The organism is Vibrio sp. M260121 (assembly GCF_036533715.1).
GTDB lineage: Bacteria > Pseudomonadota > Gammaproteobacteria > Enterobacterales > Vibrionaceae > Vibrio.
On record NZ_JATABF010000021.1, the window covers coordinates 40,017 to 53,352 of the forward strand.

General features: G+C 47.6%; 11 protein-coding genes. 7 read left to right on the top strand and 4 right to left on the bottom strand.

Translation table 11 applies throughout. The features are described 5' to 3' along the window. The 5 genes from atpA to glmU all read left to right on the top strand — a co-directional run bounded on the left by atpA (position 1) and on the right by glmU (position 5,844). Complete coding sequence (gene atpA / locus QTO06_RS13130; RefSeq protein ID WP_005429813.1) at positions 1–1,542, top strand: F0F1 ATP synthase subunit alpha; 1,542 nt, start codon at positions 1–3, stop codon at positions 1,540–1,542. Positions 1,543–1,586: 44 nt separating this feature from the next. After that, positions 1,587–2,453 carry a F0F1 ATP synthase subunit gamma gene (atpG, locus tag QTO06_RS13135; RefSeq protein WP_005429827.1) on the top strand — a complete coding sequence of 289 codons (867 nt, stop codon included), beginning with the start codon at positions 1,587–1,589 and terminating at the stop codon, positions 2,451–2,453. A 35-nt stretch (positions 2,454–2,488) separates the two neighbouring features. Next, positions 2,489–3,892 carry a F0F1 ATP synthase subunit beta gene (atpD, locus tag QTO06_RS13140; protein WP_005532839.1) on the top strand — a complete coding sequence of 468 codons (1,404 nt, stop codon included), beginning with the start codon at positions 2,489–2,491 and terminating at the stop codon, positions 3,890–3,892. A gap of 18 nt (positions 3,893–3,910) precedes the next feature. Beyond that, entirely contained in the window at positions 3,911–4,333 is a 423-nt protein-coding gene (locus tag QTO06_RS13145) for a F0F1 ATP synthase subunit epsilon (protein WP_005429758.1), read from the top strand. A gap of 149 nt (positions 4,334–4,482) precedes the next feature. Beyond that, the gene (gene glmU / locus QTO06_RS13150) at positions 4,483–5,844 is read left to right on the top strand and encodes a bifunctional UDP-N-acetylglucosamine diphosphorylase/glucosamine-1-phosphate N-acetyltransferase GlmU (protein WP_331408403.1); all 1,362 of its coding nucleotides are present in this window, start codon (positions 4,483–4,485) and stop codon (positions 5,842–5,844) included. Between the two features lie 85 nt (positions 5,845–5,929). Here the strand turns inward: glmU and QTO06_RS13155 are convergent, their stop codons facing one another. After that, positions 5,930–6,670 carry an amino acid ABC transporter permease gene (locus tag QTO06_RS13155; protein ID WP_331408405.1) on the bottom strand — a complete coding sequence of 247 codons (741 nt, stop codon included), beginning with the start codon at positions 6,668–6,670 and terminating at the stop codon, positions 5,930–5,932. 121 nt (positions 6,671–6,791) lie between these two features. Here QTO06_RS13155 and QTO06_RS13160 point away from each other — a divergent pair, with 121 nt between their 5' ends. Continuing rightward, entirely contained in the window at positions 6,792–7,568 is a 777-nt protein-coding gene (locus QTO06_RS13160; protein WP_005429773.1) for a transporter substrate-binding domain-containing protein, read from the top strand. A 91-nt stretch (positions 7,569–7,659) separates the two neighbouring features. Here QTO06_RS13160 and punC read toward each other — a convergent pair whose 3' ends face one another. Beyond that, positions 7,660–8,865, bottom strand: a complete 1,206-nt coding sequence (punC, locus tag QTO06_RS13165; RefSeq protein WP_331408406.1) for a purine nucleoside transporter PunC — start codon at positions 8,863–8,865, stop codon at positions 7,660–7,662. 153 nt (positions 8,866–9,018) lie between these two features. Between punC and punR the strand changes: the two genes are divergently transcribed. Beyond that, entirely contained in the window at positions 9,019–9,921 is a 903-nt protein-coding gene (gene punR / locus QTO06_RS13170) for a DNA-binding transcriptional activator PunR (RefSeq protein WP_331408407.1), read from the top strand. Positions 9,922–9,958: 37 nt separating this feature from the next. Here punR and ilvA read toward each other — a convergent pair whose 3' ends face one another. Together ilvA and ilvD are read right to left on the bottom strand one after the other, a co-directional pair. Then, positions 9,959–11,488 (bottom strand): threonine ammonia-lyase, biosynthetic, encoded by a 1,530-nt coding sequence (gene ilvA / locus QTO06_RS13175; protein ID WP_331408408.1) that lies wholly within the window; start codon positions 11,486–11,488, stop codon positions 9,959–9,961. A gap of 3 nt (positions 11,489–11,491) precedes the next feature. Next, positions 11,492–13,333 (bottom strand): dihydroxy-acid dehydratase, encoded by a 1,842-nt coding sequence (ilvD, locus tag QTO06_RS13180; protein WP_331408409.1) that lies wholly within the window; start codon positions 13,331–13,333, stop codon positions 11,492–11,494. Positions 13,334–13,336: the final 3 nt, after the last annotated feature.

Consider the following 13,336-nt stretch of genomic DNA (forward strand, 5'->3'; position numbering starts at 1 on the left):
ATGCAACTTAATTCCACGGAAATTAGCGATCTGATCAAACAACGTATCGAATCTTTCGAAGTTGTTAGTGAAGCTCGCAACGAGGGTACTATCGTATCGGTAAGCGATGGTATCATCCGCATCCACGGCCTAGCGGACGTGATGCAAGGTGAAATGATTGAATTACCGGGTGGCCGTTATGCACTAGCACTTAACCTTGAGCGTGACTCGGTTGGTGCGGTAGTAATGGGCCCATATGCTGACCTTAAGGAAGGCATGAAAGTTACAGGTACTGGCCGCATTCTTGAAGTGCCAGTTGGTCCAGAACTTCTAGGTCGCGTAGTGAACACACTAGGTGAGCCTATCGATGGTAAAGGTCCAATCGAAGCTAAATTGACTTCGCCTGTAGAAGTAATCGCACCAGGTGTAATCGACCGTAAATCGGTAGACCAACCTGTGCAAACTGGTTACAAATCAGTTGACTCAATGATCCCAATCGGTCGTGGTCAGCGTGAGCTTGTAATCGGTGACCGTCAAACTGGTAAAACAGCAATGGCGATCGATGCGATTATCAACCAGAAAGACTCTGGTATTTTCTCAATCTACGTAGCAATCGGTCAGAAAGCATCGACTATCGCTAACGTAGTTCGCAAACTAGAAGAGCACGGCGCGCTAGCTAACACTATCGTTGTTGTTGCATCTGCTTCTGAATCTGCAGCGCTACAATACCTAGCGCCATACGCAGGTTGTGCGATGGGTGAATACTTCCGCGATCGCGGTGAAGACGCACTGATTGTTTACGATGATCTATCTAAGCAAGCGGTAGCTTACCGTCAGATCTCTCTACTACTAAAACGTCCACCAGGCCGTGAGGCATTCCCAGGTGACGTATTCTACTTACACTCGCGTCTACTAGAGCGTGCAGCTCGTGTAAACGAAGAGTACGTAGAGCGTTTCACTAACGGTGAAGTGAAAGGTAAGACTGGTTCTTTGACTGCTCTTCCTATCATCGAAACTCAAGCAGGTGACGTTTCAGCATTCGTACCGACTAACGTAATCTCGATTACCGATGGTCAGATCTTCCTACAAACTGAGCTATTCAACGCGGGTGTACGCCCAGCCGTTGACCCAGGTATCTCAGTATCTCGTGTAGGTGGTTCAGCTCAGACGAAAATCATCAAGAAGCTATCTGGCGGTATCCGTACTGCACTAGCTCAGTACCGTGAACTAGCGGCATTTGCACAGTTCTCGTCTGACCTTGATGAAGCGACGAAGAAACAGCTAGACCACGGTCAAAAAGTTACAGAACTAATGAAGCAGAAGCAGTACGCTCCAATGTCTGTATTTGACCAAGCACTAGTAATCTTCGCGGCAGAGCGCGGCTATTTAGCAGATGTTGAACTAAACAAACTGCTAGATTTCGAAGCGGCTCTACTATCGTACGCTCGCGGTCAATACGCTGAATTTGCAGCTGAGATCGACAAGACGGGTGCTTACAACGATGAAGTTGAAGCTCAGTTGAAGAAACTGACTGACGACTTCGTAGCAACCCAAACTTGGTAATTAGGTCGGTGGCAGTTTCTGCCACCAACTAACGGAGAGTAACGATGGCCGGCGCAAAAGAGATACGTAATAAAATCGGTAGTGTTAAAAGCACGCAGAAGATTACGAAAGCGATGGAAATGGTAGCAGCTTCAAAAATGCGTCGTTCTCAAGACGCAATGGAAGCTTCTCGTCCATATGCTGAAACAATGCGTAAAGTGATCGGTCATGTGGCTAACGCAAACCTAGAGTACCGTCATCCGTACCTAGAAGAGCGTGAAGCTAAACGTGTTGGTTACATCATCGTTTCGACAGACCGTGGTCTGTGTGGTGGTTTGAACATTAACGTGTTCAAGAAAGCCGTTACAGACATGCAATCATGGAAAGAGAAAGGTGCTGAAGTTGAGCTAGCTGTAATTGGCTCAAAAGCAACAGCTTTCTTTAGAAATGGTGGCGCAAAAGTTGCGGCACAGGTTTCTGGTCTGGGTGATAACCCAAGCCTAGAAGACCTAATCGGTTCTGTTGGCGTAATGCTTAAGAAATACGATGAAGGTGAACTGGACCGTCTATACGTAGTGTTCAACAAATTTGTGAACACTATGGTTCAGCAACCAACGATCGATCAATTGCTACCTTTGCCTAAATCGGACAGCGAAGAGATGCAGCGTGAGCACTCATGGGACTACATCTATGAGCCTGAGCCAAAACCTCTATTGGACACACTTCTAGTGCGTTACGTAGAGTCTCAGGTATACCAAGGTGTAGTAGAGAACCTTGCTTGTGAGCAAGCGGCTCGAATGATTGCGATGAAGGCTGCAACGGATAACGCAACCAACTTGATTGAAGATTTAGAACTTGTGTACAACAAAGCCCGTCAGGCTGCGATCACACAAGAACTATCAGAAATCGTTGGTGGTGCATCTGCGGTTTAAGCTTAGGTAAAACGAAATAGTTTAGAGGATTAACGATGGCTACAGGTAAGATCGTACAGATCATCGGTGCGGTAGTCGACGTAGAGTTCCCACAGAGCGAAGTACCAAGTGTATATGACGCTCTAAACGTTACGGACTCAAAAGAGCGTCTTGTTCTTGAAGTTCAACAACAGCTAGGCGGTGGCGTAGTTCGTTGTATCGTAATGGGTAGCTCTGATGGTTTACGTCGTGGCGTTGAAGTGGTTAACACTGGCGCTCCAATTTCAGTACCAGTAGGTACTAAAACTCTAGGTCGTATCATGAACGTCCTAGGTGACGCGATTGATGAGCGTGGTGAGATCGGTGCAGAAGAGGTTTACTCTATCCACCGTGAAGCACCAAGCTACGAAGAGCAATCAAACGAAACAGCACTTCTAGAAACTGGTGTTAAAGTAATCGACTTGGTTTGTCCATTCGCTAAGGGTGGTAAAATCGGTCTATTCGGTGGTGCAGGTGTAGGTAAGACCGTTAACATGATGGAACTTATCAACAACATCGCACTTCAACACTCAGGTCTATCAGTATTTGCTGGTGTTGGTGAACGTACTCGTGAAGGTAACGATTTCTACTACGAGATGCAGGAAGCGGGCGTTGTAAACGTTGAGAATCCTGAAGAATCTAAAGTAGCGATGGTTTACGGTCAGATGAACGAGCCACCAGGCAACCGTCTACGTGTTGCACTGACTGGTCTAACAATGGCAGAACGTTTCCGTGACGAAGGTCGTGACGTACTTCTGTTTGTTGATAACATCTACCGTTACACACTTGCAGGTACTGAGGTATCAGCACTTCTAGGTCGTATGCCTTCTGCGGTAGGTTACCAGCCAACTCTTGCAGAAGAGATGGGTGTACTACAGGAGCGTATCACGTCAACTAAGCAAGGTTCTATCACGTCTGTACAGGCGGTATACGTACCTGCGGATGACTTGACTGACCCGTCTCCAGCAACAACGTTCGCGCACTTGGATGCAACGGTTGTACTTAACCGTAACATCGCAGCAATGGGTCTATACCCAGCGATCGACCCACTAGATTCGACTTCTCGTCAGCTAGACCCACTAGTAGTTGGTCAAGATCACTACGACACAGCTCGTGGCGTTCAGCAGACACTTCAGCGCTACAAAGAGCTGAAAGATATCATCGCGATTCTAGGTATGGACGAGCTATCTGAAGAAGATAAGCAAGTTGTATCTCGTGCACGTAAGATTGAGCGTTTCCTAACTCAGCCTTACCACGTAGCGGAAGTATTTACAGGTGACCCAGGCGTTTACGTACCTCTTAAAGAGACACTACGTGGCTTCAAAGGTCTACTAGCTGGTGAATACGATGACATTCCAGAGCAAGCGTTCATGTACTGCGGTACGATTGACGATGCTATCGAGAATGCGAAGAAGCTATAAGGCTAACTAGGAGGCGATATGGCACCAATAACCTTTCACCTAGACGTAGTAAGCGCTGAGAAACGTATTTTCTCTGGTCGCGTAGAAACGTTTCAGGTGACCGGTAGCGAAGGTGAGCTGGGTATTTTCCACGGCCATACTCCGCTGCTGTCCGCTATTAAGCCTGGTATGGTGCGTATTGTGAAACAGCACGGCCACGAAGAGTTCATTTATGTCTCTGGTGGTATGGTCGAGGTTCAGCCTGGTACTGCTACAGTACTGGCTGATACAGCGATTCGTGGTGAAGATCTAGACGCAGCGAAGGCAGAAGAAGCCAAGCGCCGCGCTGAGGAGCAAATCCAGAATCAGCATGGTGACATGGACTTCGCACAAGCGGCCAGTGAACTGGCTAAAGCCATTGCTCAGCTACGAGTTATCGAGCTGACCAAAAAGCGTCGCTAAGCTCAATTAGCAACGTTGCATGAAAAAAGGCGGCCAATTGGTCGCCTTTTTGATTAATTTTAGTTGGAAATTTACATCCCACCATTAACTAATCCTTCCAAGGTGTTTAAAATAACGCCCAATTAAAATAGAACGTCAATAGGTTATTAATGAAATTCAGTGCTGTGATCCTTGCTGCGGGTAAAGGTACCCGTATGTATTCAAACATGCCTAAAGTGCTGCACACTTTGGCAGGGAAGCCAATGGCAAAACATGTTATCGATACATGTACAGGTCTTGGCGCACAAAACATCCACCTAGTATATGGTCACGGTGGTGATCAAATGCAGCAGACGCTTGCTGAAGAGCCAGTTAACTGGGTACTGCAAGCGGAACAATTAGGTACTGGCCACGCGGTTGATCAAGCGTCTCCAAAGTTTGAAGACGATGAAAAAGTACTGGTGCTTTACGGTGATGTTCCACTGATTTCAGCTGAAACAATTGAAAACCTATTAGATGCACAGCCAACAGGCGGTATTGCACTACTCACAGTAATGCTAGATAACCCAATGGGCTATGGTCGTATCATTCGTAAAAACGGTCCTGTAGTGGCGATCGTTGAGCAAAAAGACGCGACAGAAGAGCAGAAGCTCATCAAAGAATGTAATACTGGTGTGCTGGTGGCGACAGGTGGTGACCTGAAACGCTGGCTTGCTGGTCTAAACAACGAAAACGCACAAGGCGAATACTACCTAACAGACGTTATCGCGGCAGCGCACGATGAAGGTCGCGCGGTTGAGGCAGTGCACCCAGTAAATGCGATTGAAGTGGAAGGCGTTAACGATCGTGCTCAATTGGCTCGTCTTGAGCGTGCATTCCAATCAATGCAAGCGCAAAAGCTACTAGAGCAAGGCGTAATGTTGCGTGACCCAGCACGTTTCGACCTACGCGGTGAGCTGCAATGTGGTATGGATTGCGAAATCGATGCAAACGTGGTCATCGAAGGCAAAGTATCACTGGGCGATAACGTTGTCATCGGCGCTGGCTGTGTACTGAAAGACTGTGAAATCGACGATAACACAGTTGTGCGTCCATACAGTGTAATTGAAGGGGCAACTGTTGGTGAAGAATGTACAGTTGGTCCATTCACACGCCTGCGTCCTGGCGCAGAGATGCGTAACAACTCTCACGTGGGTAACTTCGTTGAAGTGAAAAACGCGCGTATCGGTGAAGGCTCTAAAGCAAACCACCTGACTTACCTGGGTGATGCAGAGATCGGTCAACGTACTAACATTGGTGCAGGTACTATCACTTGTAACTACGACGGTGCGAACAAGTTCAAGACCGTTATCGGTAACGACGTTTTTGTTGGTTCAGATAGCCAGCTTGTCGCGCCAGTGACGATTGCTGATGGCGCAACGATTGGTGCCGGCACGACATTGACCAAAGATGTTGCGGAAGGTGAGCTTGTGATCACTCGCGTGAAAGAGCGCAAAATCACTGGTTGGCAACGCCCAGTGAAACAAAAGTAAGCCTTCGCTGCTTTCTTTAACCGAAATAAACCAAAGCCGCTCATCATGAGCGGCTTTGTTGTGTCTAGTGGTGTGAAAGGACAGTTTAGTGACTTGGTATCGCGATGCGCTTCTCTAGCCAACGCACTGCTTGGGAGACCAAAAGAATCAGCACCAAATACTCTAAGACGAGAAACGTATAGATCTCTAGTGGTAAGTACTCATTCACCACCAATTCATTGGCTCGTCTCGTTAAGTCACTTAAACCAATCACGCTGACCAACGAACTCATCTTGAGGATATAAACGAATTGATTACCCAGTGGCGGTAAGATTTGGCGAAATGCTTGGGGAAGAATCACCAATCGCATTTTTTGCCAGTAGTTTAGCCCAAGCGACTCTGCTGCTTCATGTTGTCCGCGACTGATGGCTTGGATTCCTCCTCTAAACACTTCCGCCATAAAGGCACTTTCGGCAATGGTTAATGCGGTCACACCTGCCCAAAAATGATTCAGGGAAACATCAAGCAGTGTCGGCATGCCGTAATACACCCACAGCATCAATACCAAAACTGGAATAGAGCGGATCACTTCCACGTAAACACGGTTGATCCACTTAAGTGCTGGAGAGTCTGACAGAGCGGGAAGGGCAACGATCAATCCGATGGTCATCGCAAACAGCATACTGAGTAGCGACACTTGGATCGTGTCATTAAAGCCTGCGACCAGAAACTTTATGTTTGTCAGGCCTTGCTCGGTTGATGGGTCAAGAACATACCAACCCCATTGATAATCGGAGCAACCAGTGAGAAGCAGCAACGAAATCAGCCATAGATGTCTATAGTTCACATTTACTCCCTGAACTGACTAAAAAACTTCCTTTGTTACTGCTATGTTATCAATGAAGTTGCATTAATAGTTAATAATTAAAGGGAATATCTCCCATCATCATTCTTTTAAGGGAATTGAAATGAAAAAAACGTTGCTTGCGCTAGGAATGTGTTTACTTGCGATGACCCAAGTCGCTCATGCTAACAGCCGTTTACAAGAGGTGTTGGATAAGGGCGTTTTGCGTGTCGGAACGACAGGGGATTGGAATCCGATGACAATGAAAGATCCCGCTACCAATAGTTATCGTGGTTTTGATATCGATGTCACCACCGAGCTTGCCAAAGATCTTGGCGTTAAGGTGGAATATGTTGCGACCGATTGGAAAACGCTAGTCAATGGCATTACTGCCAACAAATACGATATTACCGGTAGTGCGTCATTGAACATGTCACGTGCAAAAGTAGCAGGTTATAGCCAACCGTATTTCTACCTTGCGTTTGTGCCTGTGGTGCAAAAGAAAGACTTAGCGAAATTCTCAGATTGGGCAGACTTTGACAAGCCTGATGTAAAAGTGGCGGCTACGCTTGGCACTGTGCAAGAAAAGATGGTCAAAGACTTCTTCCCATCTGCACAGCACATTGTGATTGAAGCGCCGGCGCGTGATTTCCAAGAGCTTCTGGCTCGTCGTGCCGATGTCTCCGTGACGTCCAACGTTGAAGCGGCAACGCTGGTGGAGAAATTTAAACAGTTAGCGATTGTCCCAGTTAAAGAGCCTCGCAAGCCAACGCCTATTGCGATGCTGTTGCCTCAAGACGACCAAGTCTGGATTAACTATATTAACCACTGGGTTGAGTTGAAGAAAACTCAAGGCTTCTTTAAGCAAACCGCCGAGAAATGGGGCTTAAAGAGTATGTAAGGCTTTGCCTTATTCTTTCGCCTATAAAAGACAAAGAGCCGCATTAAGCGGCTCTTCTATATTATGTAGTGGGGTTGAGCTTGACGAAGAATTAGAGCTCGTCTTCACTCACTACGCGAGCGTTGTCCGGAGTCGTGAAGTGCTGAGACAATTCGCGGTTAGACAGGATATAACCTATCCACAGACCGCCCATACAAATCACAATTGCTACACCCGTTACCATCTGAGCTTGGCTTGCCATCGCCGCAACCAGTGCGCTTGATAGGCTGCTTACGGTAATTTGTAGGCTGTTCTGTAGACCAGCTGCGGTTGCTGGACTTTGCTTTGCACTCGCTAATGCACGGTTTACTACGATTGGGTAAAGAGCACCATTTGCCACCGCAATCAAACAGAATGGCGCTAGGATTGGCCAGATAGAGGTCAGTTGCCACTGTGATGCAGCGAAGATAAGCAGTGCTGCAACACTAAACAAACCAATCAACTGACGCAGAATCTTCTCGTCACCGTATTTGCGAACGCCAACCTTACCTAAGTAACCACCAACCATGAAGGCGATAGTTTGTGGAATAAAGCTCAAACCAATGTCCTTTGCTTCATAGCCAAGTTGAGACATGATTTCTGGCATACCCGTTAGGTAAGCAAAGAAAGCCGCAGACGCTGTAGCAAACATAAACACATTACCTAGGTAAGTTTTAGAACTTAGTAGTGATTTGATGTCTGAAGACATGCTAGTTTGTTTCACTTCTACTTTTTCATTTTTTTGCGCCATTGTCGCAACGACAAGCAGTACGCCCATCAGTGTCAATGCAACAAAAATACTGTGCCAGCCAAAGCTGTTAGCCAGCAGTACACCTAATTGAGGTGCTAGTGCAGGAGACAGTGCTACAAGCGGCATGATAGTGGCAAAGATCTGCTGGCTCTGGCCAGAGTGACGCTTGATCACCATCGCTTGCCAGATTACCGCAGGAGCACAAACACCAATCGCTTGAACGAAGCGTAGCGCGAGTAGTTGCCAAACTTGCTCACTGAATGCGAGACCAAATGAGGCGACAGTGAACAGCGCCAAACCAGCTGCTAACGTGTTGCGATGACCGAATTTGTCTGAAGCCAAGCCCCACATCAATTGACCAAAAGCCATACCAACAAGAAAGACAGTCAGTGAAAGTGCGATCTGTTCAGGGCCTGTAGCAAAGTCGACTTCCATCGCTTTGAAGGCAGGTAAGTACATATCGGTGGCAATGAAGCCGAGCATAGACAGGGCTGCAAGGTAAACGAGTTGTAGTTTTGAGATTTTCATGATTCAACCAATCAAATTATTTAATCATTTTTTGTTCAGTATCAGTTGGCGCCAACCCTGATTTATTTACCTCGCCATTCTATTTTTCGATTTTGAGAAAATAAAACGCTAAAATTGTTGGTTATCAATCAAATTTTTTGAAAGGTAGAAATCATGTTCTCCAAATCTTCTCTGGAAATGCTCGATACCGTTGCTCGATTAGGCAGTTTTACAGCGGCTGCAGAAGTACTGCATAAAGTCCCTTCAGCGATCAGCTACGGAGTGCGTCAAGTGGAGCAGGAGTTAGATGTGGTTCTGTTTCGTCGATTACCGAGAAAAGTGGAGTTAACGCCGGCCGGTGAGTTGTTTATCGAAGAGGCGCGTTTACTGCTCAGACAAATGGCAGAAGTGAAAGCGCAAACTCGCCGCGCCGCGCATGGTTGGCAATCGACCCTCAAGCTGACTCTTGATAATGTAGTGAAGCTCGACAAGCTTAAGCCTTTGGTTGAAGACTTCTATCGTGAGTTCGAATTTGCAGAGCTACAAATCAACATGGAAGTGTTTAACGGTTCATGGGAAGCCATCGCTCAAGGGCGTGCTGATATTGTGGTTGGAGCGACATCCGCGATTCCAGTGGGAGGTGACTTTGAAGTCAAAGACATGGGTGTGTTGGATTGGGCATTTGTGATGTCTCCTGCTCATCCTTGTGTTCGTCAGCAAATTCTAACTGAAGAGTTTGTCAGTCAATTTCCGGCGATCTGTCTTGATGATACTTCTAACGTGCTGCCAAAACGTCACACAGGGCACTATCCCAAACAGCGACGCTTATTACTGCCTAACTGGTACAGCGCAATTGAATGTCTAAAAAATGGGGTCGGAGTGGGTTACATGCCACGCCATATTGCGATGCCGCTTATTCATGAAGGCGTGTTGGTGGAAAAAGTTCTGCAGGATGATAAGCCATTGAGCCAATGCTGCTTGGTATGGCGTAAAGACGATAATCACAAGTTGATTCAATGGATGGTGGATTACTTAGGTACACCAAATAAACTGCATCAGGATTGGCTGCAGTACTAGCAAAAAGCCACTTTCAAGGAAAGTGGCTTTGTTGGTTCTAGGACAAGAAGAACTTGTAAGACGGGTTGTCTGTTTCGTCTTTGCATTGATAACCAAGTTCGCGCAAATGCGCAGAAAACTGGGCTAAATCGCTTTCATCTAACTCGAAACCACATAAAACGCGTCCGTAGTCAGCGCCGTGGTTACGGTAGTTGAACAAGCTGATATTCCAATGGGTGCCGAGTGTACTTAAGAACTTAAGCAGTGCTCCTGGGTACTCCGGGAATTCAAAGCTGTAGAGGCGTTCTTTAAGCGGCTTAGACGGCTTGCCACCTATCATGTAGCGCACGTGCAGTTTCGCCATTTCGTCATCAGACAGGTCAACCACAGGGTAGCCACCATCACGTAAATCATGAATGATGTTTTCTAGTTCTTCCTGACCGCCTTGCAAACGCACACCGACAAAGATATTTGCCAGTGCATCATCGTTGTAGCGGTAGTTAAACTCCGTTACGGCACGGCCGCCAATCAAGTTACAGAACTCAAAGAATGCACCTTGACGCTCAGGAATGGTGACGGCAAGCAAACCTTCACGTTTCTCACCAAGCTCACAGCGCTCAGAAACATAACGCAGACCATGGAAGTTGGTATTAGCCCCAGACAGTACAGTACCTAGATTCTTACCTTGCAGTTTGTTTTGCTCAGCAAACTTCTTCAAACCTGCCAGAGCAAGTGCGCCCGAAGGCTCAGCAATGGCGCGAGTGTCTTCAAAGATGTCTTTTACTGCTGCGCAGATTTCATCGCTAGAGACTGCGATATGGCCATCAATGTACTTTTGGCACAGACGAAACGTCTCTTCGCCAATGCGTTTTACTGCGACACCATCGGCAAACATGCTGACTTGGTCTAGTACCACTGGCTCACCAGCATCCAAAGCGGCTTTGAGACATGACGAATCTTCTGGCTCAACTGCGATTACTTTGATTTCTGGCATTAACTGCTTCACAAGCACCGCAACACCGGCAGCCAAACCGCCGCCGCCGACAGGAACGAAGATGTAATCAAGGTGACCATTTTGCTGCAGCATTTCCATGCCGATTGTGCCTTGACCTGCAATCACCAGTGGGTGATCGAAGGGAGGGACAAAGGTGTACCCGTTTAACTCGGATAGACGCTCAGCCTCGGCTTTTGCCTCATCAAAGTTACTACCGTGCAGCACCACGTTGCCACCGAAACCACGTACCGCATCAACTTTGATGTCTGGCGTAGTTTTTGGCATCACGATGGTGGTTTTAATGCCCAGCTTAGTGCCAGAAAGCGCCATACCTTGAGCGTGGTTACCCGCAGAGGCGGCAATCACACCTGCAGCTTTTTGGGCTTCAGACAGGCTTGCCACCATGTTGTATGCACCGCGTAATTTGAACGAGTGCACGGGCTGGCGATCTTCGCGCTTGATTTGCACATTGTTACCAATGCGCGCAGCAAGGCGAGGCATCTCTTGCAGTGGTGTTACCGTTGCCACTTCGTAAACTGGAGCGCGGAGAATTTGGCGCAGATAGTCTGCGCCAGTTTGTGATGTCAGAGTCATAAGCTAGCCCTCTAGCTTAGATTTGTCTCGTACTGCACCTTTGTCAGCACTGGTCGCCATACTTGCGTACGCTTTGAGTGCAAATGAAACTTCACGTTGGCGGTCTACCGGTTTCCAGCCTAATTCGTCTTGTTTTGCACGGCGCTCAGCAAGTTCTTGTTCAGACACTTGGAGTGAAATTGAACGGTTTGGAATATCAATCGCGATCATATCGCCTTGTTTAACCAAACCAATGGCACCACCGTTTGCTGCTTCAGGAGAGGCGTGACCGATAGACAGGCCAGATGTACCACCAGAGAAACGGCCGTCAGTCAGAAGTGCACACTCTTTACCAAGCCCCATCGATTTTAGGTAAGTGGTTGGGTAAAGCATTTCTTGCATGCCCGGACCACCTTTAGGGCCCTCGTAACGGATAACAACCACATCGCCTGCTTTGACTTTGCCACCCAGGATGCCATCTACGGCGTCTTCTTGGCTTTCAAATACTACGGCCGGGCCTGTGAACTTGTGAATACTCTCATCAACGCCTGCTGTCTTAACGATACAGCCATCAAGTGCGATGTTGCCTGATAGAACCGCTAGGCCACCTTCTTGGCTAAAGGCATTTTCTTTAGTTCGAATACAACCTTCTGCGCGGTCGTCATCAAGGCGATCCCAACGACAATCCTGAGAGAATGCCTGAGTGGTACGGATACCAGCAGGACCTGCGCGGAAGAACTTTAATACCTCTTCATCTTCGGTCTGGATGATGTCGTATTTTGCCAGCTGCTCTTTCATTGAAAGGCCAAGTACGGTGCGAGCTTGGTTATGCAGTAGACCTGCACGGTCTAACTCACCAAGAATCGCCATTACGCCACCAGCGCGGTGTACATCTTCCATGTGATATTTCTGGGTAGATGGTGCCACTTTACATAGGTGTGGTACTTGGCGAGATAGGCGATCGATATCTTCCATATCGAAATCCACTTCGCCTTCTTGCGCTGCAGCTAACAGGTGCAAAATGGTGTTGGTTGAACCTCCCATTGCAATATCCAGTGCCATCGCGTTTTCGAACGCATCAAATGTAGCGATGTTGCGTGGCAGTGCTGATTCGTCATCTTGCTCGTAGTAACGACGAGTCAGTTCAACGATGCGACGGCCTGCATTAAGGAATAGTTGTTCACGGTCGGCGTGTGTTGCCAGCATAGAACCGTTACCCGGCTGAGAAAGCCCTAGTGCTTCCGTTAGACAGTTCATTGAGTTTGCAGTGAACATGCCTGAACACGATCCACACGTTGGACATGCGCTGCGTTCGATCTGCTCACTTTGCTCATCAGACACTTTTGGATCCGCGCCTTGGATCATTGCATCAACAAGGTCTAGCTTGATGATCTGATCAGAAAGCTTGGTTTTACCCGCTTCCATTGGACCACCAGAGACAAAGATAACAGGGATGTTAAGACGCATAGATGCCATCAACATTCCCGGAGTGATTTTGTCACAGTTAGAGATACACACCATCGCATCAGCACAGTGTGCGTTGACCATGTACTCCACAGAGTCTGCGATCAATTCACGTGAAGGTAGTGAGTACAGCATGCCGCCGTGACCCATTGCGATACCATCATCAACCGCGATGGTATTGAATTCTTTAGCGATGCCGCCGGCTTTTTCGATTTCACGTGCTACAAGCTGACCCATGTCTTTTAGGTGTACGTGACCCGGAACAAATTGAGTAAACGAGTTTACGACAGCGATGATTGGCTTACCGAAGTCTTCATCTTTTACGCCTGTTGCACGCCACAGTGCGCGAGCACCCGCCATGTTACGACCATGTGTGGTGGTAGCTGATCTGTATTTTGGCATTTC